Source organism: Amycolatopsis sp. (assembly GCF_025464955.1).
GTDB lineage: Bacteria > Actinomycetota > Actinomycetes > Mycobacteriales > Pseudonocardiaceae > Amycolatopsis.
Genome location: NZ_JAODNM010000117.1, coordinates 153,606 through 179,276, shown reverse-complemented (window position 1 = coordinate 179,276; position 25,671 = coordinate 153,606). Strand labels below are relative to the sequence as shown.

At 68.6% G+C, this 25,671-nt stretch carries 25 protein-coding genes; 15 read left to right on the top strand and 10 right to left on the bottom strand.

The annotated features are described in order from the left end of the window. The first annotated feature begins 130 nt into the window (after window positions 1–130). The 3 genes from tdh to JWQ81_RS28605 are packed head-to-tail and all read left to right on the top strand — an operon-like array spanning window position 131 to window position 3,215. Window positions 131–1,162, top strand: coding sequence for an L-threonine 3-dehydrogenase (tdh, locus tag JWQ81_RS28615; RefSeq protein WP_297546336.1), 1,032 nt, complete (start codon window positions 131–133; stop codon window positions 1,160–1,162). Next, window positions 1,162–2,346, top strand: a complete 1,185-nt coding sequence (locus JWQ81_RS28610) for a glycine C-acetyltransferase (RefSeq protein ID WP_297546334.1) — start codon at window positions 1,162–1,164, stop codon at window positions 2,344–2,346. Before tdh ends, JWQ81_RS28610 begins: the two co-directional genes overlap by 1 nt. Next, window positions 2,343–3,215, top strand: coding sequence for a LysR family transcriptional regulator (locus tag JWQ81_RS28605; protein WP_297546333.1), 873 nt, complete (start codon window positions 2,343–2,345; stop codon window positions 3,213–3,215). Before JWQ81_RS28610 ends, JWQ81_RS28605 begins: the two co-directional genes overlap by 4 nt. A gap of 181 nt (window positions 3,216–3,396) precedes the next feature. Here the strand turns inward: JWQ81_RS28605 and JWQ81_RS28600 are convergent, their stop codons facing one another. Together JWQ81_RS28600 and JWQ81_RS28595 are read right to left on the bottom strand one after the other, a co-directional pair. Beyond that, window positions 3,397–3,996 (bottom strand): TetR/AcrR family transcriptional regulator, encoded by a 600-nt coding sequence (locus tag JWQ81_RS28600; protein ID WP_297546429.1) that lies wholly within the window; start codon window positions 3,994–3,996, stop codon window positions 3,397–3,399. A 23-nt stretch (window positions 3,997–4,019) separates the two neighbouring features. Then, entirely contained in the window at window positions 4,020–5,741 is a 1,722-nt protein-coding gene (locus JWQ81_RS28595) for an SDR family oxidoreductase (RefSeq protein ID WP_297546331.1), read from the bottom strand. Window positions 5,742–6,067: 326 nt separating this feature from the next. On the opposite strand from JWQ81_RS28595, the gene JWQ81_RS28590 reads away from it, so the two are divergent. The 6 genes from JWQ81_RS28590 to serC all read left to right on the top strand — a co-directional run bounded on the left by JWQ81_RS28590 (window position 6,068) and on the right by serC (window position 12,194). Continuing rightward, the gene (locus JWQ81_RS28590) at window positions 6,068–6,907 is read left to right on the top strand and encodes an ABC transporter ATP-binding protein (protein ID WP_297546329.1); all 840 of its coding nucleotides are present in this window, start codon (window positions 6,068–6,070) and stop codon (window positions 6,905–6,907) included. Continuing rightward, complete coding sequence (locus tag JWQ81_RS28585; RefSeq protein ID WP_297546327.1) at window positions 6,904–7,728, top strand: ABC transporter permease; 825 nt, start codon at window positions 6,904–6,906, stop codon at window positions 7,726–7,728. Before JWQ81_RS28590 ends, JWQ81_RS28585 begins: the two co-directional genes overlap by 4 nt. Continuing rightward, the gene (locus JWQ81_RS28580) at window positions 7,728–8,897 is read left to right on the top strand and encodes a sensor histidine kinase (RefSeq protein ID WP_297546325.1); all 1,170 of its coding nucleotides are present in this window, start codon (window positions 7,728–7,730) and stop codon (window positions 8,895–8,897) included. The genes JWQ81_RS28585 and JWQ81_RS28580 overlap by 1 nt, the downstream gene beginning before the upstream one ends. Then, complete coding sequence (locus JWQ81_RS28575; RefSeq protein WP_297546323.1) at window positions 8,894–9,514, top strand: response regulator transcription factor; 621 nt, start codon at window positions 8,894–8,896, stop codon at window positions 9,512–9,514. The genes JWQ81_RS28580 and JWQ81_RS28575 overlap by 4 nt, the downstream gene beginning before the upstream one ends. Window positions 9,515–9,543: 29 nt before the next feature. Next, window positions 9,544–10,914 (top strand): serine hydrolase, encoded by a 1,371-nt coding sequence (locus tag JWQ81_RS28570; RefSeq protein WP_297546321.1) that lies wholly within the window; start codon window positions 9,544–9,546, stop codon window positions 10,912–10,914. Window positions 10,915–11,066: 152 nt separating this feature from the next. Further along, window positions 11,067–12,194 (top strand): phosphoserine transaminase, encoded by a 1,128-nt coding sequence (gene serC, locus JWQ81_RS28565; protein WP_297546320.1) that lies wholly within the window; start codon window positions 11,067–11,069, stop codon window positions 12,192–12,194. Here the strand turns inward: serC and JWQ81_RS28560 are convergent. The 6 genes from JWQ81_RS28560 to JWQ81_RS28535 form a co-directional block, all read right to left on the bottom strand. After that, a complete protein-coding gene (locus JWQ81_RS28560; RefSeq protein ID WP_297546318.1) occupies window positions 12,105–13,478 on the bottom strand; it encodes a glycosyltransferase 87 family protein in 1,374 nt (457 codons plus the stop codon). The two genes, serC and JWQ81_RS28560, sit on opposite strands and share 90 nt — an antisense overlap. A 142-nt stretch (window positions 13,479–13,620) precedes the next feature. Further along, window positions 13,621–13,995, bottom strand: coding sequence for a hypothetical protein (locus tag JWQ81_RS28555; RefSeq protein WP_297546317.1), 375 nt, complete (start codon window positions 13,993–13,995; stop codon window positions 13,621–13,623). Window positions 13,996–14,347: 352 nt separating this feature from the next. Beyond that, on the bottom strand, window positions 14,348–15,562 hold the full coding sequence (locus JWQ81_RS28550) for an ABC transporter permease (protein WP_297546315.1): 1,215 nt from the start codon (window positions 15,560–15,562) through the stop codon (window positions 14,348–14,350). After that, entirely contained in the window at window positions 15,559–16,260 is a 702-nt protein-coding gene (locus JWQ81_RS28545) for an ABC transporter ATP-binding protein (protein ID WP_297546314.1), read from the bottom strand. The genes JWQ81_RS28550 and JWQ81_RS28545 overlap by 4 nt, the downstream gene beginning before the upstream one ends. Beyond that, window positions 16,257–17,369 (bottom strand): peptidoglycan-binding protein, encoded by a 1,113-nt coding sequence (locus tag JWQ81_RS28540; protein WP_297546312.1) that lies wholly within the window; start codon window positions 17,367–17,369, stop codon window positions 16,257–16,259. The genes JWQ81_RS28545 and JWQ81_RS28540 overlap by 4 nt, the downstream gene beginning before the upstream one ends. After that, window positions 17,366–17,914, bottom strand: a complete 549-nt coding sequence (locus JWQ81_RS28535) for a hypothetical protein (RefSeq protein ID WP_297546311.1) — start codon at window positions 17,912–17,914, stop codon at window positions 17,366–17,368. The genes JWQ81_RS28540 and JWQ81_RS28535 overlap by 4 nt, the downstream gene beginning before the upstream one ends. An 86-nt stretch (window positions 17,915–18,000) precedes the next feature. On the opposite strand from JWQ81_RS28535, the gene JWQ81_RS28530 reads away from it, so the two are divergent. The 3 genes from JWQ81_RS28530 to sepH all read left to right on the top strand — a co-directional run bounded on the left by JWQ81_RS28530 (window position 18,001) and on the right by sepH (window position 20,823). Next, on the top strand, window positions 18,001–18,657 hold the full coding sequence (locus tag JWQ81_RS28530; RefSeq protein WP_297546309.1) for a response regulator transcription factor: 657 nt from the start codon (window positions 18,001–18,003) through the stop codon (window positions 18,655–18,657). Next, a complete protein-coding gene (locus tag JWQ81_RS28525) occupies window positions 18,657–19,799 on the top strand; it encodes an ATP-binding protein (RefSeq protein ID WP_297546307.1) in 1,143 nt (380 codons plus the stop codon). Before JWQ81_RS28530 ends, JWQ81_RS28525 begins: the two co-directional genes overlap by 1 nt. Before the next feature lie 163 nt (window positions 19,800–19,962). Further along, window positions 19,963–20,823 carry a septation protein SepH gene (gene sepH, locus JWQ81_RS28520; RefSeq protein WP_297546305.1) on the top strand — a complete coding sequence of 287 codons (861 nt, stop codon included), beginning with the start codon at window positions 19,963–19,965 and terminating at the stop codon, window positions 20,821–20,823. Here the strand turns inward: sepH and JWQ81_RS28515 are convergent. Continuing rightward, a complete protein-coding gene (locus JWQ81_RS28515) occupies window positions 20,820–21,452 on the bottom strand; it encodes a DUF2537 domain-containing protein (RefSeq protein ID WP_297546427.1) in 633 nt (210 codons plus the stop codon). The two genes, sepH and JWQ81_RS28515, sit on opposite strands and share 4 nt — an antisense overlap. Window positions 21,453–21,492: 40 nt before the next feature. Further along, on the bottom strand, window positions 21,493–22,302 hold the full coding sequence (locus JWQ81_RS28510) for an RNA methyltransferase (RefSeq protein ID WP_297546303.1): 810 nt from the start codon (window positions 22,300–22,302) through the stop codon (window positions 21,493–21,495). 224 nt (window positions 22,303–22,526) lie between these two features. On the opposite strand from JWQ81_RS28510, the gene JWQ81_RS28505 reads away from it, so the two are divergent. The 3 genes from JWQ81_RS28505 (at window position 22,527) to JWQ81_RS28495 (ending at window position 25,508) form a co-directional block, all read left to right on the top strand. Then, on the top strand, window positions 22,527–24,026 hold the full coding sequence (locus tag JWQ81_RS28505; RefSeq protein WP_297546425.1) for a glutamate-cysteine ligase family protein: 1,500 nt from the start codon (window positions 22,527–22,529) through the stop codon (window positions 24,024–24,026). Window positions 24,027–24,136: 110 nt separating this feature from the next. Beyond that, entirely contained in the window at window positions 24,137–24,760 is a 624-nt protein-coding gene (locus JWQ81_RS28500; protein ID WP_297546301.1) for a TetR/AcrR family transcriptional regulator, read from the top strand. A gap of 64 nt (window positions 24,761–24,824) precedes the next feature. Beyond that, window positions 24,825–25,508 carry a heme oxygenase (biliverdin-producing) gene (locus JWQ81_RS28495; RefSeq protein WP_297546299.1) on the top strand — a complete coding sequence of 228 codons (684 nt, stop codon included), beginning with the start codon at window positions 24,825–24,827 and terminating at the stop codon, window positions 25,506–25,508. The last annotated feature ends 163 nt before the right edge of the window (window positions 25,509–25,671 follow it).

Sequence of the window (25,671 nt, the reverse complement as noted above, 5' to 3'; positions counted from 1 at the left end):
CACCTTCACAACGAATTGCGCACTGAAGGTGGCCTTCACGTCCCGTTGCCCGCCCTGTGCAGTTCCACTTACAAGTGAATTCAGAAAACACTGATGGACTGCACAGCGGCGCGGGGCGACACTCATGCCCATGAAGGCATTGGTCAAGGTGGCCGCGGCCCCCGGTCTGGAACTGATCGACGTCCCCGACCCGGTCGCCGGCCCTGGTGACGTGGTGGTGCGCGTGCTGCGCACCGGGATCTGCGGGACCGACCTGCACATCGAGTCCTGGGACGACTGGGCCGCGAGCAACATCGTCGCGCCCCTGATCGTCGGCCACGAGTTCGTCGGCGAGGTCGTCGAAGCCGGCGCGGCCGTGACCGGGGTCAAGGTCGGCGACCTGGTCAGCGGCGAGGGCCACCTGGTGTGCGGCACCTGCCGCAACTGCAAGGCAGGGCGCCGCCACCTGTGCGCACACACGCGCGGCCTCGGCGTCCACACCGACGGTGCGTTCGCCCAGTACGCCGTGCTGCCGGCGCAGAACGCCTGGGTGCACCAGACGGCCGTCGACCTCGACGTCGCGGCGATCTTCGACCCGCTCGGCAACGCCGTCCACACCGCGCTGTCGTTCCCGGTCATCAACGAGGACGTGCTGATCACCGGCGCCGGCCCGATTGGGATCATGGCCGCCGCGATCGCCAAGCACGCGGGCGCCCGCCACGTCGCGATCACCGATGTCAGCGAGCACCGCCTCGACCTGGCCCGGCGGGTCGGCGTCGACCTGGCGATCGACGTCTCCAAGTCGACCGTCGCCGAAGCGCAGGCGGGGCTGGGCATGTCCGAGGGCTTCGACGTCGGCATGGAGATGTCCGGTAAGCCGAGCGCGCTGCGCGAGATGATCGCGAACATGACCCACGGCGGCAAGATCGCGATGCTGGGCCTGCCGTCGGAGGAGTTCGCCGTCGACTTCAGCAGCATCGTGCTGAAGATGTTGCACCTCAAGGGAATCTACGGCCGGGAGATGTTCGAGACCTGGTACTCGATGTCGGTGCTCCTGCAGGGCGGCCTCGACCTGAGCCCGGTGATCACCCACCGCTTCCACTACACCGAGCACGAGAAGGCCTTCGCCACCACGCGCGAGGCGCAGTGCGGCAAAGTCATCCTCGACTGGACGGAGAACTGATGTACGGCTCGATGCGCGAGAACCTCCGGACCGGACTGGACGAGATCCGGGAAGCCGGGCTGTACAAGGGCGAGCGCGTGATCGGCAGCCCGCAGAACGCCACCGTGCGCGTCGGCTCCGGCGACGAGGTGCTCAACTTCTGCGCCAACAACTATCTCGGCCTCGCCGACCACCCAACATTGATCGAGGCCGCCCACACGGCCTTGGACAAGTGGGGCTTCGGGATGGCCTCGGTGCGGTTCATCTGCGGCACACAGGAACCGCACAAAGAGCTGGAAGCCCGGCTCTCGCAGTTCCTCGGCACCGAGGACACCATCCTTTACAGCTCTTGCTTCGATGCCAACGGCGGTCTGTTCGAGACACTGCTCAACGACCAGGACGCGGTGATCTCCGACGAGCTCAACCACGCGTCGATCATCGACGGCGTCCGCCTGTGCAAGGCGAAGCGGTACCGCTACAAGAACCGCGACATGGCCGACCTCGAGCGGCAGCTCGTCGACGCCAAGGACGCGCGATACCGGCTGATCGCCACCGATGGTGTGTTCTCAATGGACGGTTACCTCGCGCCCCTCGACGAGATCTGCGACCTGGCCGAGCGGTACGACGCGCTGGTCATGGTCGACGACTCGCACGCCGTTGGTTTCACCGGCCCGACCGGGCGCGGCACACCCGAACTGTTCGGCGTCACCGACCGGATCGACATCTTCACCGGCACGCTCGGCAAGGCATTGGGCGGTGCCAGTGGCGGTTATGTCAGTGCCCGCAAGGAAATCGTGGAGATGCTTCGGCAGCGTTCGCGGCCGTACCTGTTCTCCAACTCGCTCGCGCCGTCGATCACCGCCGCCGCGCTGGCCGCGCTGGACCTGCTGACGTCGTCGGGCGAGCTGCTGACGCGGCTGCGGGCGAACACGGAACTGTTCCGCCGCAGGATGACCGAGGAGGGCTTCGATCTGCTGCCCGGCGAGCACCCGATCATCCCGGTGATGTTCGGCGATGCCACGCTGGCCGGGACGATGGCCGACCTGTTGCTGGACCAGGGAATCTACGTGATCGGGTTCTCCTATCCCGTGGTGCCGCACGGAAAGGCGCGCATCCGAACGCAGATGTCGGCCGCCCACACCGCCGACGACGTCAACCGCGCGGTGGACGCCTTCGTGGCGGCCAGGAGCAAACTGAACGCGTGATCGACCCTCGACGGCTTCGGGTGCTGGCAGCGCTGGCCGACCACGGCACGGTGACCGCGGCTGCCCAGGCGCTGCACCTGACTGCGTCGGCGGTGTCGCAGCAGCTCGCCGCGCTCGAAGCCGAGACGGGCCAGGAGCTGCTGCGACGACGTGGTCGCCGGGTGTCGCTGACGGCGGCGGGCGAGCTGCTTGTGGTGCACGCCAACGCCGTCGCGGCCGAACTGGAACGCGCGCAGGCGACGCTCGCGGCGTTCGCGGCCGGGGTCAGCGGACGTGTCGAGATCGCGAGTTTCGCGTCGGCGATCACGCAGGTCGTCGCGCCGGCGATCGCCGCGTTGCGCGCCACCGCGCCCGAGGTGACCGTCGTGGTGCGCGACGCAGAGGGGCACGCGAGTGTTCCGCTGCTGCTCGACGGCGAGATCGACATCGCGATCGCGGAGGAGTACCGGTCCGTACCCCGGACCGACGACCGGCGGCTCACGCGTTTCCCGCTCTACACCGAGCCTTTCGACGTCGTCCTGCCTGCAGGACACCGGCTGGCCGGGGAGGCGTCGGCGGACGTGCTGGAGTTGGCGCACGAGGACTGGATCGCGCCGCTGCCGGGCAACCCGTGCCGTGACGTCGTCACGCTGGTCTGCGAAAACCCGCACATCACGCACACTTCCGACGATTTCCGGGCGATCGTCTCGCTGGTCGCGGCCGGGGCGGGCGTCGCGCTGGTCCCGCGGCACGCGTTCACGGACCTGCCTGGCGCGGTCGCGCTGCCCGTACGCGGCACCGTGCCGCTGCGGCGCGTCTTCGCCGCCGTGCGCACCGGCAGCGACACCCACCCGCTCATCCGCGCCGTCCTCCACGCCCTCACCAGCTGACCGGTCCCGTCCACGCGAAGCCGATGACAGCAACTCGCCGTCGAGTTGCGATCCTTGCGGACGCTAACTACCGCAACTCGACGGCGAGTTGCGTGGGCACTTTTGTACTTTTTGCCCTGCTTGAGCCCTCAACGAGGGCACTCTTGTGGAAAAGTGCCCGTCCTGGGGGTCCGGCAGGGGGTCAGGTGGCGTCGAGGAGGACGGCGACGGTGGGGTCGTGGGCCGCGGTCGCGGCGACCATGGCGACGAGCTGGTCGACGAGCCAGCCGTCGAGGTCCTCACGCGGGATCGTGCGTTCCTGCAGCCACGTCAGCAGCGCGCCCTCGACCACGGCCGTCCAGCACCGCAGCGTCAGCAGCAGCAGCGGGGACGGCTCGGCGACGCCGGTCGCCTCCAGGATCAGCTCCACCGAGCGGTTGCGGACCTGGTCGACAACGGCGTCCGTCTCCGAGGTCGCGATCACCGATCCACCGCGCAGCAACGCGATATACCCCGCCTGGTACTCAGCGGCGACGTCGATCAGCCCGCGGACGACCCCGCGCAGGCGGTCCAGCGGCGTCCCCTCCTGGCGCCGCGCGAGCCCGTCGATCAGCCCGTCGGTGACGGTGTGCAGAGCCTCGATCTGCAGCTCCCGCAGGCTCGAGAAATACCGGTAGAACAACGGCCGCGAGACGTCGGCGCGCACGATGATGTCGTCGACCGTGACCAGTTCCGGCGCCCGGCTGGCGAACAGGTCCAGTGCCGCGCGGATCAGCTCGTCGCGCCGCGCCTGCGGGGACATCCGGCGCGGTTTGCGGGCTTCGGTCAAGGCGTGACGTCCAGTTTCGCGGCCGTGCGGAGCAGCCCGGGCGTCAGGCGCGACAGGACGAGCACGGCTTTGGCTTCCGGGGTCGACGGCGCGACGGCGGTATTGCGTTCCACGGCACGCAGGATATCCCGCGCGACCTTCTCCGGTCCGAAGTTCCGCTTGCCGTAGATCTTCGTGCTCGCCTTCTGCCGCCGGCTCTGCTCTTGCTTGTCGACGCCGACGAACCGCGTCGAGCCGGTGATGTTGGTGTGCACGATTCCTGGGCAGATCGCGGTCACGGCGATGTTCTCGCGGGCGAGTTCCGCGCGGAGGCATTCGCTGAGCATCAGCACCGCGGACTTCGACGTCGAATACGCGGGCAGGATCTTCGACGGCATGTACGCCGCCATCGACGCGAGGTTGACGATGTGACCGCCTTCGCCGCGTTCCACCAGCTGCTCGGCGAACGCGCGGCAGCCGTGGATGACCCCCCACAGGTTGACGTCGATGACCTTTTCCCAGTCGGCGACGGAGGTGTCCAGGAACGGCCCGGACATGCCGATCCCGGCGTTGTTCACGACGATGTCCGGCACGCCGTGCTCGGCACGGACCTGCTTGGCGAACCGTCCGACGGCGTCCCCGTCGGACGAGTCCACTATGTACTCAGCAGCGACAGATCCCTTGGCGCGCAAGAGGTTGACAGTCTCCTTCGCGGCTTCCGGATTGATGTCGGTGACGACGACGTCGGCACCTTCGCCGGCGAACGCGAGCGCGGTGGCACGTCCGATGCCGCTCCCGGCACCGGTGACGACGACAAGCTTGTTCGCGAACTTGCGCGTTTTCGCGTCGCGCACCCGGGACCGTTTGAGGCCTCGGGACTCCTCGCCGCCTTCGACGTAGTCGATCAGCTCGGCCGCCGCACCGGCGATCAGCTCGGGCTTGGCGCGGGTGACCCAGTGACCACCGGTGATCCGGCGGACGCGCAGATCCGGGACCCAGCGGGCGATTTCGGTCTGCAGGGGCGTCGACACGAACGCGTCGCCGGTCGGCGCGAGCACCTGGACGGGGATCTCGGCGGACCGCGGCATCGGCCGGGACAACCTCGGCAGCATGTTCGCGCGGTAGAGCTTCAGGCCGTGCACACCGTCGGAGACGTTCGGCTTCTCCGCGCTCGGGTCGAGCGCCTTCATCAGGCGGCCGATCGCGCCGACCCGCCACAAAAGCTGTGGCAGCAAGGGAATCTGGAAGAACACGATGTAACCGGAGTGCAGGAACTGCGTCACGGCGTGCTTGAGCCGCCGGGGGCTGGGCCGCATCTGCGCCCGGAACCAAGCACCCGCGTGATCGAGACTCGGCCCGGACACCGACGTGAACGACGCGAGCCGCCCGCGGAGCTCGTCGCCAGTGACGGAATGCCAGGTCTGGATCGAGCCCCAATCGTGCGCCAGCAGGTGCACCTTGCCCTCGGGCTGGACCGCTTCGACCACGGCGGCCAAATCTTGGGCCAACTGGTCCAACTTGTAGGACCGCCGACCTTTCGGCTTGCCGGACTCGCCCGCGCCGCGCACGTCGTACACCACGGCCCGAAACCGGCCCGTGAGCTCGGCGACCACGCCGTCCCACATCGAACCGTCGTCCGGATACCCGTGCACGAGCACGACCGTCGGCGCGTCATCGGGACCGCTGATCCGCACCGAGAGGCGTACACCGTCGCTGGCCGTCACCCACGTATGAGACATATAGTCATGTTAGACACTCTGTCAACAGCGTGCGGTGCTGTGCAGGACCCCTCGGGGCCACCCTTGTGGCTTCCGATGCCAGTGCGGGACCCCTCGCACACTCACCGCCAGTCACCGCCCATCACCGATCGCCCGGGTGTTCGTATGGCCGGCCACCAGTTCTGCCCCTTGCCGGACCCGCTTTCACCTGCCTAAACCCGTTTTCCTTGGTTCCACGGGAAACCTTCGCGCTTCGGGAGTGACACCGCGTGTCCACCGTTCGGTGGACAGCCAGGTTCAGCCCGCCGGACGTCCCTGGCGCACCGCCGACGCTGCACGATCAGTTCATGACCAACGCAGTGAAAGTGCGCGGACTGCGCAAGGAGTACCCGGGGCATGTCGCGGTCGGGGGGATCGACCTCGACATCGAGCGCGGCGAGGTGTTCGCCCTGCTCGGACCCAACGGCGCCGGCAAGACCACCACGGTCGAGATTCTCGAAGGGCATCGCCACCGCACGTCGGGCGAGGCCAGCGTGCTGGGCGAGGACCCCGGCACGGCCGGTCGCGAGTGGCGGGCGCGGCTCGGCATCGTGCTGCAGACGGCCAACGACGCGGCCGAGCTGACCGTCGCGGAGACCGTCCGGCACTTCGCCCGCTACTACGCCGACCCCCGCGACCCGCTCGAGGTCGTCGAGAAGGTCGGGCTCACCGAGAAAGCCAACTCCCGCGTGAAGACGCTCTCCGGCGGACAACGTCGTCGGGTCGACGTCGCGTTGGGCATCATCGGCAACCCCGAGCTCGTGTTCCTCGACGAGCCGACGACCGGGTTCGACCCGGAAGCCCGGCGCCAGTTCTGGAGGCTCATCAAGTCGCTCGCCGAGGAGGGCACCACGATCCTCCTCACCACGCACTACCTCGACGAAGCCGAAGCGCTCGCCGACCGCGTCGCCGTCATCGCGCGCGGCCAGATCGTCGCCGAAGACACCCCGCAGACCCTCGGTGGTCGCGCCGGAGCCGAAGCGACCGTGCGCTGGATCGAGGCGTCGGGCCCGCGCGAGGAGCGCACCCATTACCCCACGAAACTGATCCACCAGCTCTCCGCCGGCGGCCGCGAACTGGCCGAGCTCACCGTCTCCCGCCCGACGCTGGAAGACGTCTACCTTGACCTGATCGGAGAGCAGGCATGACCTCCACGCATACCGCCAAGCCCTTGCCCGGCACCCTGGAGCTGGGCCTGCTTCGCGGCGTCGCCGAACTCCGCCAGTTCTTCCGTCAGCGCGAGCAGGTGGTCTTCACGTTCGCCCTGCCGGTGCTGCTGATGCTCTTGCTGGGCAACCTGATCGGCGGCGCTTCGTCCATTCCCGGGGTGTCCTCCGGACAGCTGCTCGCCGCGGGCATGATCGGCGCGGGCATCATCTCGACGTCGTTCAGCAGCATGGGCGTCGGCCTCACCGCCAACCGCGAGGACGGCACACTCAAACGCCTGCACGGCACGCCCATGACGGCTACGTCGTTCTTCCTCGGGAAGATCATCCTGGTCGCGGTGACCAGCCTCGCCGAGGTCGTGCTCATGGTCGGGCTCGCGGTGCCGATCTTCGACCTCAAGCTGCCGTCCGACCCGACCAAGTGGCTGACCCTGTTCTGGGTGTTCGCGCTCGGCATCATCGGCTGCGCGCTGATGGGGATCTTCGTCAGCTCGGTGGTCAAGTCGACGACCGGCGCGGTGGCGCTGATCAACCTCGTCTACCTGTGTCTCCAGTTCATCTCGGGCGTGTTCGTCACCCCCATCACCAACCTGCCGAAGGTTATGGTCGACATCGCGTCGTTCTTCCCGGTGAAGTGGATCTGCCAGGGCTTCCGCTCGGTGTTCCTGCCGGAGCAGGCGGCCGCGTACGAAATGGCGGGTAAATGGGAACTCGGGACCGTCGCGCTGGTGCTCGGGGCCTGGTGCGTGGTGGGACTCGTGCTGTGCCGGCTGGTGTTCCGCTGGACGACCACGGAACGGTGATGGCAGTGGACGCCTGGCGGCGCTGGTTCTGGCTGTGGGACGTACTTTTCGCCATCACCTACGTCGTCACGGTCACGCTGGAACTGTTCACGGACGACACCGGCCTCACCGGACGCTGGGTGTCGATCGGCGCGATGACCTGCTGCGCCGTCGGCTATGTCGCATTCGGCAGGCGGCTCGTGCGGCAGGAGAAGGACAGCAGCCGGTCAGCGGTACGGTTCATGGCGGCCGTCCTGCTGCTGGCCGCCGTCGCGATCCTCGCCGACCGCAACGCCGGGTTCGTCCTGTTCGCCGTGTGCCCGCTGGCGTTCATGCTGCTGACGACACCGGCCGCGGTGGTGGTGTCCGCGGTCGCGATCCTGCTACCGCCGCTGTCGGTGCTGGTCGACAAGGGGTTCGGCGACCCCAGCATGGGTACGCTCATCCCGATCACCGCGATGCTGATCGTGGCGAGCGTGCTGATGGGCCGCTGGACCGAACGCATCATGAACCAGAGCACGGAACGCGCCGAGCTGATCAAGGAGCTCGAAGCCAGCCAGGCCGAGGTCGCCAGGCTCTCGCACGAAGCCGGGACAGCGGCGGAACGGGAGCGCCTGGCCCGGGAGATCCACGACACGCTGGCGCAGGGCTTCACCAGCATCGTGACACTCACCCAGGCCATGGAGTCCGAATTGGACACCGACCCGGCCGCCGTCCGCCGCCATCTCGCCCTCGCCGCCCGAACGGCCCGCGAAAACCTCGCGGAGGCAAGGGAAATGGTCGTCGCGCTGACCCCGTCGGCGCTGTCGGCGGGCACTCTGGAGGATGCCATCCGCCGCCAGGCCGAGCGGCTCGGCGAGGAGTCGGACATCGAGGTGACCTGCAAGGTCGCCCCGCTGCCGGCACTCGGCACGCCGACCGAGGTCGTCTTCCTTCGCGCCATGCAGGAAACGCTGACCAACATCGTCAAGCACGCGAAGGCGTCGACCGTTTTCGTCCGGCTTTCGGTGGCAGACGGCCTGGTGCGGCTCAGCGTGTCCGACGACGGTGTCGGGTTCGATCCGGACAGGCCGGCCGAAGGCTTCGGGCTGCGCGGCATGCGCACCAGGGTGGCCCAGGTCGGCGGCGCCATGCGGGTCCACAGTGGACATTCTCGGGGGACCACAGTGGAACTGGAGGTGCCGGCGTGATCACGATCCTGTTGGTGGACGACCATCCTGTGGTACGCGAGGGGCTGCGCGGGATGCTGGAGGCAGAGCCGGACCTGACGGTGGTCGGCGAAGCGGGCTCCGGCGACGAGGCCGTCGCGTTGACCAGGGTCAAGCAGCCGGACGTCATCCTGATGGACCTCCGCATGCCCGGACTCGACGGCGTCGGTGCTACGCGCAAGATCCTCGCCGAGTCGCCGGCACAACGGGTCGTCGTGCTGACGACGTATGAGACAGACGCCGACATCCTGCGCGCGGTCGAGGCCGGCGCCTCTGGCTACCTGCTGAAGGACGCGTCGCGCGCGGAGTTGGCCGGCGCGATCCGCGCGGCGTCACGCGGGGAGACCGTGCTCGCGCCGTCCATCGCGGGCAAGCTGGTCAACCGCGTCCGCAACCCGGTGGCGCAGTCGCTTTCGGCCCGCGAGACCGAGGTGCTGAAGCTCGTCGCGAAGGGCGGTACCAACGGCGAAATCGGGCGTGCGCTGCACATCAGCGAGGCGACGGTGAAAACCCACCTCCTGCGGGTGTTCAACAAACTCGGCGTCTCGGACCGGACCGCCGCGGTGACCACGGCCATGTCCCGCAACCTCCTGGGCTGACGCGGGCCGCACGAGGCAGAATGTGCGGCATGCTGCCTTCCACCGAGCTCGCGCTGCTCCGCCGCCTCGCCCAGGACCAGTCGACGTGCCGGGTACCGTCGATGGTCGCCGCCGTCGTCCGCGAGGGCGAAATCGCCTGGTGGGGCGCCCGCGGGTTCGTCGACGGAGTGCGCCCAGGCGCGGACACGCAGTACCGGCTCGGCTCGATCACGAAGTCCGTCGTCGCCGCCGAAGTCATGCGGCTGCGCGACGAAGGCAAGCTGGCGCTCAACGACCCGCTCGACAAGCACGTCTCCGGCACCGCGCTCGGCTCGTCGACCATCGCGCAGCTGCTGTCGCACACGTCCGGCCTCACTGCCGAGTCACCGGGCTCGTGGTGGGAACGCACCGTGGGCGAAGGCTGGGAGGCACTGGACACGAGCCTGGCCACCGGCGCGATCAAGAACCGGCCGGGCAGTCGGTTCCACTACTCCAACGTCGGTTTCGGGGTGCTCGGCGAGGTCATCGCGCGGCATCGCGGCACCAGCTGGCTCGACGCCGTCACCGCGGAAGTCCTGACGCCGCTGGGCATGTCCCGCACCACGCCGCATCCCGAGGGCGCGCACGCGAACGGCTTCGCGGTCCACCCGTGGGCCGACACGCTGCTGCCCGAGCCGTCCCCGGACGCGGGCGCGATGGCGCCGGCCGGGCAGCTCTGGTCGACGGTCACCGACCTGGCGCGCTGGACCATGTTCGTCGGCGGGCACAGCAACGGCGTGCTCGACCCGTCGACCGTCGCGGAGATGCGCGAGATGGTGACCGTCGATGACGGCGACCAGTGGAGCGTCGGCTACGGCCTCGGCCTGCAGCTGATCCGCCACCAGGGCCGCCGCCTGGCCGGCCACACCGGGTCGATGCCCGGTTTCCTGGCCTGCACGCTGATCGACCCGGCCACCCAGACCGGCGCGCTGCTGCTGGCGAACACGACGTCCGGCGCACCGATCCTGCAGACGACGATCGACCTGATCAACCTGACCGAGGAGCTCGAGCCCCGGCTGCCCGCCGAGTGGGCACCGTCCCCAGTGGACCCGAAACTGCTGCCGCTGACCGGTTTGTGGCATTGGGGCCCGACGCCCTACCATCTGCGGCTGCTCCCGGACGGCCAGTTCTGGCTCACCCCGGCCACCGGCAGCGGGCGTGCGTCACGCTTCCGGCAGCAAGGCGACGACAGCTGGATCGGCCTCGACGGCTACTACTCCGGCGAGACGCTGACCGTCGGCCGCGACGCCGACGGCGTCCCGAACCACCTCGACCTGGCGACGTTCATCTTCACCCGCACGCCGTACGACCCGGCCGCCCCGATCCCCGGCGGCGTCGACCCGGCCGGGTGGCGTTCGTCGGGCGGACCAGGCTTGGCGTGAAACCCACAACCCCAGCGACAACTCGGTACGGGGAGACGCCCGCGAACACGCTCCGAAGCGCTCCGCGACGCCTCGTATCCGTCCCGATCCCACATACCGGACACTGCGCCACCGCCGTCACCTGCTGGATTCCGACCTGAGAGACTGCCAATATGACCGACGCAGCCGAGTTGACCATCCCCGCTGAACTCAAGCCCGCCGACGGCCGTTTCGGCTGTGGGCCGTCCAAGGTCCGCGCCGAACAGCTCGCCAACCTGGCGAAATCCGGGAGCGACTACCTGGGCACCTCACACCGGCAGAAGCCGGTGAAGTCCCTCGTTGGCCGCGTCCGCGCGGGCCTGTCCGAGCTGTTCTCGCTTCCCGAAGGCTACGAAGTCGTCCTCGGCAATGGCGGCACGACCGCATTCTGGGACGCCATCGCCTTCGGCTTGATCCGCGAGCGCTCGTTGCATTTCACTTACGGTGAGTTCTCCTCGAAGTTCGCCACCGTCGCCAAGGGCGCGCCGTTCCTGGGCGACCCGATCGTCGTCAAGGCCGACCCGGGCAGCGCGCCCGAGATCGCCTTCCAGCCCGGCGTCGACCTCGTCGGCTGGGCGCACAACGAGACGTCGACGGGTGTCGCCGTCCCGGTGAAGCGCCCCGAAGGGAGCGAAGGCGCGCTCGTCGCGATCGACGCCACCTCCGGCGCCGGCGGCCTGCCGGTCAAGGCCGAGGACTTCGACCTCTACTACTTCGCACCGCAGAAGTCGTTCGCCTCTGACGGTGGCTTGTGGCTGACGCTGGCCTCGCCGGCCGCGATCGAGCGCATCAACGAGATCGGCGCGACGGACCGCTGGGTCCCGGAGTCGCTGTCGCTGCCGACCGCGCTAGACAACTCCCGCAAGGACCAGACGTACAACACCCCCGCGGTGGCGACGCTGTTCCTGCTGGCCGACCAGATCGAGTGGATGCTCGGCAACGGCGGCCTCGACTGGACGGTCGCACGGACGAAGGACTCGTCGACGAGGCTCTACGAGTGGGCCGAGAAGACGAGCTACACCACGCCGTTCGTCACCGACCCGGCGCTGCGATCCCAGGTCGTCGGCACGATCGACTTCGCCGACGAGATCGACGCCGCCGCGGTGGCGAAGGCGTTGCGAGCCAACGGGATCGTCGACACCGAGCCGTACCGGAAGCTTGGCAAGAACCAGCTACGCGTCGGGATGTTCCCGGCCATCGACCCGGACGACATCACGCTGCTCACGCAGAGCATCGAGTACGTCGTCGAGCGACTCGGCTGAGTTCTCTTCCGACTGGACGTGAAGGCCACCTTCACTGCGTATTCCGCCGTGCGGAGGGCCGCCATGAAGGTGGCCTTCACGTTTTTCGGCACCGGGCGCGGCGCGAGGGCCGACGACGGCGATCGTGATCAGCAGGACCAGGCCGAGCAGCTCGTAGGACTCGGTCTCCAGCCAGCTGAACACCGAGTTCGCCGGCCGGACCGCGAACCACATCGGCCCGATCACGAACAGGGCCACCGACAACACCGTGATCCCGCCCAGCCAGTAGCTGAGCGGCCGGTCGTCGCGCCAGGCACGGACGGCCACATAGCCGGTCCACACCAGGATCGGCACGCACCAGGTCCAGTGGTGCGTCCACGAAATCGGCGAGATCAGCAGCCCGCCGATCGCGCACGCGATGAGCGCGGGCACCGACGAGCCTGAAGCACGGGTCCGGAGCATCGTGTACGCGGTCAGTGCGAGCGCGAGGGCCACGGTGCCCAGCCACACCAGGTTCCCGGTCGAATCGCCGAGCTCAAGGCGTGCGACGAACCCGTGCAGCGACTGGTTCCCGACGTAGTCGGCGCCGCCGATCCGGCTGGTGTCGAACACGAGGTCCGTCCAGTACTTCGCGGACGCGCGCGGGGCGAACACCCACATCACCACCGCCGCGCCGACGAACCCGGTCACCACGCGCGCCGCGGACCTGAAGTCGCGGCGCAGCAGGAAGTACAGGACGAACACTGCTGGCGTCAGCTTCACCGCGGCTGCCAGTCCGATCAGCAGGCCGCGCGTACGACGTCTCCCGGGTAACAGCGCGTCGAGAACGACGGCGACCATCAGCAGCGCGTTGATCTGCCCGAACCCGAGCGTCGAACGCACCGGCTCGAGCACCGCGCCGGCCAGCTGCGCGACGATCGCGGCCGACACCGCGACGACGTGCCCGCGGACGTCGGTGCGGTCGCGCAGCGCGCCGTTGAGTTCGGCGACGACGAGGTAGGCCACCACGCCGATAGCGAGGATCGACAGGATCGACAGCAGCCGCATCGTCAGCGCGAACGGCAGGATCGTGCCGGGCAGGAAGACGGCCGCTGCGAACGGGGTGTAGGTGAACGGCAGCAGGATCCCGTGTGTGGTCGGGACCCAGGCGTCGTACGGCGTGCCGTGATCGACCAGCGCCCGCGCGCCGCCGACGTAGACCTCGAGGTCGAGGCCGTCGAAGCGCTTCAGGATCAGGACGGTGACGATCGCCGCGATCTCGAGGACGGCGAACAGCAAACCGAGCCGTCGGACGGACACGGGCACGGTTTTCTCCTCGGCAGATCGGAACCGCCGTGTCTCCCCACGACCCTGCGAGGTTACCCGCCGCCACCCTGACGACCGACCGGGCCAGGCACTTTCGCGCTTTTCCAGCTGGGCTCAAAAGCGCGAAAGTGCCCAGTCCCGCTTACTTCACGGCCGGAACGGCAGGCGTCACCGGAACCCCGCTGAGCGTGATCCCGACGGGTGCGGTGAGGACCGGGCCCTTGCCCGGAACCGTGTGGCCGGAGCAGACGATGGTCGCCTTACCGGCGGGCACGGCTTTCGCGGCTTTCACGGTCTTCAGCTTGATCTGAGGCACGGTCTTCACCGGGACAGCCGTGCCGACGGTCAGCCCGCCGGTGACCGCCCCGGCCGCGACAGCCGATCCGTCCGCGATGGCGCAAACGCGGGTGGCCGGGGCGGGAGCCGACTGCGAGGTGGCGGCACTGGACGTGCCATAGACGCCGAACAAGCCCAGCGCCGAGACACCGGCGACCGTCAAAACATAACGAGCCTTCATGTTCTTCTCCTCTTCTGGGTGGAACGGTTGCGGCCCCCCGACGGGCCGCAACCGCCGGTTTCCTGTCTACGGATCGGGTGATCTCGAGGCGCTAAGCAAGATCGTTTATCCGCCGCTTATCCCGCTCACCAGGACGGGCACCGTGCAACTCGACGGCGAGTTGCGGCGGTGGTGGAACCGGGTGTGGGACTCAGCTCGGTGAGTGTGGGACTCGCCGACAGCAGCGGGTGCACACCGCGAGTCCCACACTCAGAACGCTGAGTTCCACACTCACGACCGCAACTCGACGGCGAGTTGCGATCGGTAAGTACTTACTGAGGGCACTCTTGGACAAAAGTGCCCGTCCTGGGGGTTACGCGAGGGCTTGGGTGGGCGGCAAGCGGGCGGCGCGGATCGCCGGGTAGGCACCCGCGACAGCACCGACAAGCGCGGCGATCCCGACACCCCCGACCAACGCGCCCACCGGCAGCACCGCCGGCCAACCCTGGCTCAGCGCGTACCCCGCCGTCGCCAGCACCCCGATGACCACCCCTGCCAACCCCCCGAGCCCGCTCAGCAGCACCGACTCCGCGACGAACTGCCCCCACACCTGACGCCGAGTCGCGCCGAGGGCTCTTCGCAGCCCGATCTCCCGACGCCGTTCCAGCACCGAGATCACCATCGTGTTCGCCACCCCGACCCCGCCGACCAGCAGCGCGACCCCGCCCAGCCCGAGGAACAGCGCGCTGTACGACGCCCCGGTGAGCTGCTGGAGCTGCAACGCGTCGGACGGCTTGCTGACGTTCACCGCGTTGGGTTCGGTCGGGTTCATCGTCGACGGCAGGACGTTGCGGACGGCGTCGAGCTGGGCCGGATCACCGCGGACGTAGACCGTGCCCAGATGCCCGTCGAAGCCCAGGTACTGCTTCGCCGCGCCCCAACCGACCAGCACGGAACGTTCGATCTCCGGTTCGAGCGGCATCGCGTCGAGGATCCCGACGACGACGAACGCGCGCCCGCCGATCCACACCTGCGTCGGGTGCGCCGGGTCGAGGTGGTCGATACCGAGCCTGATCGCGGCCTCGTGACCGAGCACGGTCGCCGGGTACTTCCCGCTCGCGGCGTCGAGGAACTTGCCCGCGTACATCTTTCCCTGGAGGACGTCGAGCAGATCGTTCTTCGCCGCGAACACCGACAGACCCGAAGTGTCCGACGCGAGCACCTTGTCGTTGCGGTAGACGTTCTTCCCGGTGCCTCCGGTCGCGGAAACGCCGGTGACCGGCCCGATCCGCCGCGCCATCGGCAACCCGGTGTCGGGCAGCACGGACGGCTTGCCGTCCAGCTTCGTCCCGGCCTCGACGCGCAGCAGGTTCGTGCCCAGCCCGGCGAGCTGGTTCTGCAGGGCCTTCCCGCTCGACGCTGGGATCGCGATCACGGCGACCATCGCCGCGATCCCGATCGCGATGCCCAGCGCCGAAAGAACCGCACGCAGCGGCCGGGTCCGCATCCCGTGCGAGCCGAGCGAAAGGACGTCGCGAGCGCCCAGCCGCGCCGGTGCCGGTGGGCGTTCCACGGTCGGCGCGCTCACGACGCCACCCGCCGCATCGACTTCGGCGTACCGGTGTCCAACCGCAGCGCGCCGTCAAGGAGCTCGATCCGCCTCGGCAGCCCAGCCGCGATGTCGCGGTCGTGGGTGATCAGCACGACCGTCGTCCCGTCCGCGCTCAACGAGCGCAGCAGCCGCAGGATCGCCGCGCCGTTCTCGGTGTCGAGCGCCCCGGTCGGTTCGTCGGCCAGCAGGATCGCCGGGTTGTTGACCACCGCCCGCGCGATCGCGACGCGCTGCTTCTCCCCGCCCGAAAGCTCGTTGGGCAGGTGGTTGCCGCGATGCGCCAGCCCGACCCGCTCCAGCGCGGACAACGCCAGCGCACGACGTCTCCGCCGAGGCACACCCGCGTAGAGCAATCCCGTGACGACGTTGTCGACCGCGCTGACTCCTTCGTCGAGGAAGAACTGCTGGAACACGAACCCGATCCAGCGCGAACGCAATGCCGACAAACTGCTGTCGGGCAGCGTCGCGACGTCGAATCCGCGCAGCTCGATCCGCCCGCTCGTCGGCCGGTCCAAAGTGCCCATGAGCTGCAGCAACGTCGACTTGCCCGAACCCGACGGGCCGACGATCCCGACCATCTCCCCGGCCTCCATCGACAGCGAAACTCCCCGCAGCGCGCGCACTCCGCCGGGATAGGTCCGGCTCGCCGAGTGAACCGCCAGCACCGGAGTCACGACGTCGTCACCACCTTCGTGCCTTCGGTGATGCCCTGGCCGGTGATCTCGACGTTGCCGCCGGCGAACAGCCCCGTGGTCACCTTGACCAGGTGCTGCAGCCCACCCGCGTCGACGATCTGGACGCCGTAGCCGCCATCGGCCAGCGCCAGCAACGCACCGATCGGGACGACCAGGACGCCTTGGCGCGTACCGGTGGTGAAGGTGACGGTCGCGGGTGCGCCATCGAGGTTCCCAGCCGACGCCGGGTCGTCGAGCTTGACGATCACGGTGACCTTCGGCGTTCCGCCACTGCCGTTGCCACCGGAGCCGGAGCCCGAGCCCGAACCGTCGCCGCCCGAGTCGGTCGACGGGCTGACCTGGGTGACTGTGCCGGTGCCGGCCTTGCCGCCGTTGACAGCGACCCCGACCTTCGCCCCGACGGTGGCTTCGGTCCCCTTGTTCGCGTCGAGCTGCAACGTGACGAGTCGCTGAGTTCCGGTGACCTTCACCAGGTTCCCGGTCGCAGGCGCACCCAGCTGGCCGGTGATCGAGGAAACCCGGACAGCGTCGCTTTCGACAGCGACGTCGCCCATCGCGAGCGTGCCGGTCTGGTCCAGTTTCAGGGATTTCTGCCACTTCTTGAGCGCGGCGGCCGTCGCGGCGGTGAACTTCTGGTCCGGTTTGCCGAACCCGCCGAAGCCCAGCGCCTGCAGGTTGTCCTCCAGCTCCTTGACGTCCGGTCCGTCGGTCATGCCCGCGGTCAGGTCGCGGTAGAACGGGATCGCGCCGTAGAACAGCGGCACCGGCTTGGCGTCCACCCAGTACAGCGGTTTGCCTCGCGTGACGGTGTCGCCGAGATTGGGCAAGCCGGTGACCGTGCCCGGTTTGCGACCCGAGATCGCGTGGTCGGGCCCGAAGCCGACCTTGCCGTCCGCCGAGTCCGAGTCGGTCAGGTCTGTTTTCTCGACCACGGCCGTGGCGGCCTTCGGCGGGGGTACCGCACCGGACGCCGAACCGGACGCGCCCCTGGACACCACGACCACGGTGCCCACCACGATCACCACGAACAGGGCGGTCCCGACGACCACCCAGCGAGCACGGCGCGTTCGCCGCGCGGTGTCGGTCATTTCGCCGGCGCCGCTTTGACGACCGGGATGCCCTTCATCCCGCACGCCTTGGCCGCCGCTTCCACCTTCGACATGTCGCCGGCCGCGGAGGCGTCCATCGTGCTCGGACTGTCCGGGGTCGGATCGGACATCGGGACGCCGTGAGCGCGCATGCACTTCGCCGTCGCGAGTTGCTCGTCCAACTGCTTGGCGTCGAGCTTGTTGCCCTCTCCGCCGATGGACGGCATGAGTGCCTTGCAGGCGTCCGTGGCCTTCTCCAAGGCGGCCTGATCGGCGCCCTGGCCACCGGCGGGAAGCATGATCGTCCCATCCGAGCCGGGTTTCGGGTCGGGAACGGCGACCCCGTTCTTGCGCATGCACTGCGCCCACGCCAGCGCCTGGTCCTGCGGCGACGGCTTGGCCGACGCACTCTGCTTGCCGGTGTCGCCACCGGCCGACGCGACCTTGTTCCCGCCGTCCCCGCCACCGCCGCACGCGCTCACCAGGCCGACCAGCGCAATCCCGGCCACCGCGAATCCGTATCGAAGCTTCACCGTGTTTGTCATGGCGAAAGGTGTACGGATCGGGTGATTTCGCCGCGTTAAGCGAGTTCGTTTATCCACCGCTTATCCCAGGCCAGCAGACTGGGGTTATGCGCGTGCTCGTGGTCGAAGACGAACAGCTGATGGCCGACACGATCGCCGAGGGCCTGCGGAGGCTGTCGATGGCCGTCGACGTCTGCTACGACGGCCAGCAGGCGCTGGAGCGGGTCGGCGTGCACGGTTACGACGTCGTCGTGCTGGATCGCGATCTGCCGCTCGTCCACGGCGACGACGTCTGCGCCGCGGTGATCGCGGCGGGCGGCGAGGCCAGGATTCTCATGGTCACCGCGTCCGCCGAAGTCGAAGACCGCGTCGCCGGGTTGGGCTTCGGAGCCGACGACTACCTCACGAAGCCGTTCGCCTTCGCCGAGCTCGTCGCGCGGGTGCAAGCGCTTGCGCGGCGGGCCCGGCCGGCGCTGCCGCCGGTACTGGAACGCGGCGGGATCGTGCTGGACCTGCCGCGGCACCAGGCCACCAGGGACAGCAAGTACCTGCCCCTTTCGCCGAAGGAGTTCGCCGTGCTGGAGGTCCTGATGCGCGCGGAAGGCGCCGTCGTCAGCGCCGAAGACCTGCTCGACAAGGCCTGGGACGAGAACGCCGACCCGTTCACCAACGCCGTGCGGGTCGCCGTGATGACCTTGCGGCGCAAACTCGGCCAGCCGGGCCCCATCGAGACGGTGCCCGGCGCCGGTTACCGGTTCGCCTGATGCCCCGGCTGCGGATGTCGGTGCGGGGCAGGCTGACCGCGCTGTACGGCGGGCTCTTCCTGCTGGTCGGACTGGTTCTGCTGGTGATCAACTACCTGCTCGTGCGCGGCACGCTGCCCGACGCGACCAGGCTCGCGATCAAAGCCGTGCCGGCCATGGCGGTCGGAGCCACCGCCGACACCACCGTGGCGGCGACGGCCGAAGCGACCCGGACGATCGTCACCACATCGCTCGACGACTACCGCACGTCCGTGCTGACCTCGCTGGTCATCCAGTCGTCGATCGCGCTGCTGATCGCCGTCGTGCTGGCGGTCCTGTTCGGCTGGGTGATGGCGCGGCGGGCCCTGCGGCCGCTGCACGCCATCACCGCGACGGCCAGGAAGCTCGAAGCCGAGGACATGCATCGCCGCATCAACCTCGACGGCCCGGAAGACGAGCTCAAGGAGCTCGCCGACACTTTCGACAGCATGCTCGACCGACTGGCCGTGTCGTTCGACAGCCAAAAGCGGTTCGTCGCCAACGCGTCCCACGAACTGCGAACCCCGCTGGCCGTGCAGCGGACGCTGATCGAGGTCGCGCTGGCCGACCCGGAAGTGCGGCCCGAGGTCGTCAAGCTCGGCGCGCATCTGCTGCACACCAACGAACGCAGCGAACGCATGATCGAGGGGCTGCTCGTCCTCGCGCGCGGCGATCGCGGTCTCACCAGGCGCACCCCGATCCGGCTCGACAACGTCGCGCGGTCGGTGCTGCGGTCGTCGTCCGCGCTCGCCGAGAAGCACGGCGTGACGCTGGAACCCGATCTGCGAGCGCGCACCGTCGCCGGTGACAAGGTGCTGCTCGAGCGGCTGGTGACAAACCTTGTGCAGAACGCGATCAGCTACAACCAGCCCGGCGGGTCCGTCCGGCTGCAGGTCGGCGACACGCTGGTGGTCACCAACTCCGGCCCGGTCGTGCCCGCGGACGCCGTCGAGGACCTGTTCGAGCCCTTTCGGCGGCTGACGCCCGATCGCACCGCCTCGTCGTCGAACGCCGGGCTCGGGCTGTCGATCGTCCGTTCGGTGGCGCAGGCCCACAGCGGCACCGTGCGAGCCGAAGCACGCGCGAGCGGCGGCTTGGTCGTCACTGTCCGGCTTCCTGATTAACCTCTTCGTGACGACGACTGCCCGGCGCGTCCGTTCGACGGGAACCACTCGGGTGCCTCAAGATCAAGAGCAGAAGAGTGGAACCTCGGCGCGCCTCTCACGTCAAGTCGACGCGCCGAACTAACGTAGACACCCACAAAGGTGAAGTTCAGGGGAGGCGATCATGCGAGCGCTACGGGTAGTCGGGTTACACGAGGACGGCAAGTCCATCGTGTGCGAAGACCCGGCGAGCCGCACGCGTTTTCTGCTCCCCGCCGATGAGAGACTACGAGCGGCGGCCCGTGGCGACCTCACCCGGCTCGGCCAGATCGAGATCGAGTTGGAGAGTCAGATGCGGCCACGTGAGATCCAAGCCCGGATCCGGGCGGGCGAGTCCGTCGAGCAGGTCGCGACGACCGCCGGGGTCACGGTGTCCCGGGTCGAGCGCTTCGCGTACCCCGTCCTGCTGGAGCGCTCCCGCTACGCCGAACTCGCCCAGCGCGCGCACCCGGTCCGCGAAGACGGCCCGGACGTGCAGACGCTCGGCGAAGTGATCGCGCACTCCTTCGGTGTCCGCGGGCACGACTACACCCAGTCCAAATGGGACTCCTGGCGCGGCGACGACGGCCGCTGGATCGTCGAGCTGAGCTGGAAGGCCGGCCGCTCCGACAACCGTGCGCACTGGGCGTTCTCCCCCGGCGCGCACGGCGGCACCGTGCACGCGCTCGACGAGCACGCCCACGACCTGCTCGACCCCAACTCCTACCGTGCGCCTCGGACGCTGCGGGCCGTGGAAGCCGAGCGCGACCACGTCGAGCAGCCAACGCTGGACTCCACCCTCGACGAACAGGACGAAGCCGTTCTCGACACACCGATCGCCGAACCGGACACTGACGACGACACCCGGGAAATCCCGCGCGTCCCGGCCGACGAGCCCGAAGAAGCCAAGACCGAGCAGCCCGCCCGCGTGAAGGGGAAGAAGAACCACCCCATCGTGCCTTCCTGGGAAGACGTCCTCCTCGGCGTCCGCTCCCAGCGCGGCTAGAGCACGTCGATCAGCACGCCGACCCATGCGATGACCACGCCCACGGCCGCGCCCAACGCCGCCCAGCGGACGATCGGCAGCCTGCGCGCGAGCCAGAGCGACGGCGCCAAGCCGGCGGTCACGATGAGGGACGCGACGACGGCGAGCCAGCCGCTGGTCTCCGTCGCCAGCGTGCCGGCCAGCGCGAGCATAGCGACGCACAGCACGGCGGCGACGAAGGCGGCGACAGTCAGCCCCGTGCCCCACGGTGTCGGCTCGTTGTCGTGCTCCGACGTGCCGAACAGCCGCGCCACCAGAGAAGGCGCGGCAGACGGCTCCCGCAGCGGCGGTTCGATGAGGGTCGCCAGATCGGTGACGGGGTCGCGGTAGACCAGCGGAGCGCCCATCACCGTGGCAACCCGGACAGCCAACTGGTGGCCCCTGCGCGACACGACAGCGGCAGCTTCGGCGCTGTGGTCCTCGGAGGCGGCAGGTTCGGCGCGCCGCAGTGCGGCCGCGACGCGCGCCCACTCGTGCAGCGCTTCGGCGAGCTCCGTGCCGATGGCCAGGCTGTGCGGGTCCGCCTCCTGGACGTCGACGCCATCGTCGGCGGCGAGCACCGCCCGCTCACCGCGGATCCGCAGTTCCACCGACTGGCTCCCCTCGGTTCGCGTAGTCACCGGAGCCAACTTACTCAGCTTCGGTGAGTTCGTAGAAGGCGACAGCGGCAGCGGTCGCCACATTCAGCGAGTCGACGCCGTCGGCCATCGGAATCCGGACGGCGAAGTCGGCCACCGCCAAGGCTTCCTCGCTCAATCCTGGTCCCTCCGAGCCGAGCATCAGTGCGACGCGCTCAAGACCGTGGCCACGAAGCGAACGCAACGGGACGGAATCAGCCCTCGGCGTCAGCGCGGCGAGCCGGAAACCGCGGTCCCGCAGCGGACCGAGCCCGGCCGGCCAGCTCTCGAACGTCGCGAACGGCACCCTCAGCACGTGCCCCATCGACACCCGCACGCTGCGGCGGTACAGCGGGTCCGAGCAGGCGGGCCCGACGAGGATCCCGTCGACACCGAGCGCGGCCGCGTTGCGGAAGAGCGCGCCGAGGTTCTCGTGGTCGCCGACGCCCTCCAACACCGCGACAACGCGGGCGTCGGCGAGCACTTCGTCGACAGTGGACGCCGGCGGACGGTCGGCTACGGCGAGCACTCCGCGGTTGAGGTGGAACCCGACGACATTCGCCATCGTCTCCGCGGAAGTCACATACGCGGGCGCGTCGACTTCCGCCAAGGGGTCGGCGAGTTCTCTAAAACGCCGTTCAACACCAAGTAATGCACGCACCGGGTACCTCGAACGGAGCATTCGCTCGACCACGACGGTGCCTTCGGCGATGACGAATCCCCTGCCGCCAGGCCGATCCGGGCGTCGGTCGGCCGTGGACAAATCACGGAAATCGTCCAGTCTCGGGTCGGTCTCGTCGTCGACGAAGATCATCGGTCTCACCCGGTGAGTGTGTCAGCGCTGTGCCATTCGGGGGAAACAAGGTCCGTTTGGTCCGCACGCCGGGACGTTTTCTGGTCCTAATGGCCGCATTTTGCTGACCGTTAACCCCTAGTGACACAGAGCACCAGTTTGGCGCTATACCGGACTGTCGTGTCGTGAAACGGTGGTCAGCCGGGACCCGGTTGCCTGTCCCGCGCGGCTGGAACTACGAGGAGCAGAAATTTATGGGCATGGCTCTGTCGGCGGACCCCTTCAACCCCCGCGACCGCGGGCGTTACCGCAGGAAGGTCCAACGCTGTCTCGACACCCTCGCACGAATGCTCTCGGATGGTAGTTTTTCCTTTGCACACAAGAATATCGGGTTGGAACTGGAGCTGAATCTGGTCGACGCCGACATGCGGCCGTCGATGACGAACGGCGCGGTGCTCGACGCGCTGGACGATCCTTCGTTCACCACCGAACTCGGCCAGCACAACATCGAACTGAACGTGCCGCCCCGCCCACTGGCACAAGATTCCTTGCTAGGACTTGAAGACGACCTCGATGCCTACCTGGCCAAAGCCGGCGAGCAGGCGAACCACGCCGGCTCCCAGCTCGCCATGATCGGCACCCTGCCGACGCTGGGCGAGGAGCACTTCGACCAGAAGTGGTTGACACACAACGCCCGGTACGCGCTGCTGAACGACCAGATCTTCGCTGCCCGCGGCGAACACCTCATCCTGGCACTGGAAGGCGCCGCGCTGGACGGCTCGAAGCCGGAACGGTTGCGTACTCAAGCAGAGACGATCCTGCCCGAAGCCGCCTGCACGTCCGTGCAGCTGCACTTGCAAGTGGCGCCGGAAGAATTCGCGGCGCACTGGAACGCGGCTCAATGCCTCGCCGGCGTCCAGGTGGCACTCGGTGCGAATTCGCCCTTCCTGCTGGGAAAAGCCCTGTGGCACGAAACGCGGATTCCGCTGTTCCTGCAGGCCACGGATACCAGACCGGAGGAGCTGAAGAACCAGGGCGTCCGGCCGAGAGTGTGGTTCGGCGAGAGATGGATCACGTCAATATTTGACCTTTTCGAAGAGAATGTTCGTTATTTTCCCGGGCTGTTACCGGAAACCGACCCCGAAGATCCGGTCGAGGCGCTCGAAACTGGGCAAGCGCCCAAATTGGCCGAACTGCGGATGCACAATGGCACTATCTGGCGCTGGAACCGGCCGGTGTACGACGTCGTCGACGGCGAACCGCACCTGCGCGTCGAGAACCGCGTCCTGCCGGCCGGGCCGACCGTGCTCGACGTGGTGGCGAACGCCGCGTTCTTCTACGGCGCGCAGCGGGCGCTAGCCGAGTCGGAGCGTCCGATCTGGACGCAGATGTCGTTCCAAGCCGCCGAGGAGAATCTGTACGCCGGCGCGCGGCTGGGTTTCGACTCGCAGCTGTACTGGCCGGGCATCGGCTGGATGACTCCGGACGAACTGGCGCTGCGCGTCCTGCTGCCGCTCGCCCATGAGGGGCTCGAGCGCTCCGGCGTATCCAGCGAGGCCAGGGAGCGGTACCTCGGGGTGATCGAGCACCGCTGTCTCGCCAGGAAGTCGGGCTCGTCGTGGCAGCGCGACTTCGTCGTGGACGCGCAGGAGCACGGCGACGACCGCGAAGCCGCGCTGGCCAGGATGCTCTCGCGCTACCTCGAGCACTCCGCCTCCGGCGCCCCCGTCCACACCTGGTCCACCACCGACTGATCCCCATCCCCTCGGTAAGTACTTAAGGATCGCAACTCGACGGCGAGTTGCGGGGGTGGGGGACACTGGACGGGACCACAGGAGCGAAAAGCGCGGAAGGGGGGCGGCGGGTGCCGAAGATCATCGGGCGGTCGCTGGGCGAGCACCGCGAGCAGGTCCGGGCACGCGTCTTCGACGTCCTGCGTTCGCAGCTGTACGAGCGCGGGTTCGACGCCGTCACGCTCGCCGGCGTCGCGGTCGAAGCAGGCCTCGGCCGCACGGCCATGTACAACCACTTCCCCGACAAGGAAGCCCTGCTCATCGCGTTCGTCGAGGACGAAGCCGCACGGTACGTCGAGCGGCTGAACGCCGCCGTGGACGCCGCCGAAGGCCCGGTCGACAGACTGGCCACCTTCGTCCGGCTCCAGCTGCGCGTGCTCGCGGAGTACCACCTGCCGCCGGGCGCCGCGCTCGCGTCCGCCCTCGACCCGTCGGCCTACCGCCGCATCAGCGCCCATGCCGACCCGATCACCGCGAAACTGCACGAGATCCTGGACGAAGGCGTCCGCGCGGGACAACTCGCCGACGAGGATCCGGACCTGGTCATCGGCATGATCACCGCCGCGCTGTCCAACCGCGCGCTCGTGGATGTGCCCCCTGACCAGCTCGAACCGTCCATCGAGACGGCCGTCAGGTTCGTGCTCCGCGGGGTCGGCGCGACGGAAGCCCCCGAAAGGACCACTGAATTAGGGTAGCCTAAGTCGCCGAACGGGTTTACCATCTTTATGACAGGTTGTCAGAAAGATGGAGGCACGTGCGATGTCGGTGTCGGCAGATTCTGACCGGTTGGTCGACCAGGTCCCGTTCTCGAAGGCCCTCCGCGGCTCGACGCGCACGTTGCACGACCGGGCGAACTTCTCGACCTACATGAGCGCCCTGCTCGGCGGCGAACTCACCCTGGCCGGCTACACGCGGCTGGCCGTCCAGTACTACTACATCTACGAGGCGATCGAGCAGGTCAGCGACACCATGGCGAGCGACACCGTCGGCCGCCGGTTCGTCTTCGACGAGCTCCGCAGGCTGCCGAAAATCGCCCGCGACCTGGAGTTCCTGGTCGGCCCGGACTGGCGGGACACGATCGAGCCCCTGCCCACCACCGCGGCCTACGCCGCACGCGTCCGCGAGAGCGGGGGCGAGTGGGCCGGTGGTTTCGTCGCGCACCACTACACGCGCTACCTCGGCGACATCGCCGGCGGCCAGGTCATCCGGCGTCTGCTGGAGAAGGAGTACGGCATCGCCGACGCGGGCGCGCTGTTCTACCACTTCGACGAGATCGGCAGCGCCCCCGCGTTCCGCGACCGCTACCGCATCGAGCTCGACGGCGCCCCCTGGGACGAGGACGAACGCGCCCGCGTCATCGACGAAGCCCGAGTAGCGTTCGAGTGCAACATCGCCGTCTTCGCCGAGCTCGCCAATGAGCTCGACCGGTACCGCGCCGCCTGAGACCCGGACGGCGTAGGACCCTGCTCACATCCTGTTGACCTCCAGTTCGCTCGAGGTTGCAGGCTGGTTTGGGACGGTAGGCCTCCGGGTACAGCCATAAGGAGCAGTGATCCCACCTGTGGAGACAGCGGCGGCCCCCGGTCGCCGACCCGAGGTGAGTGCT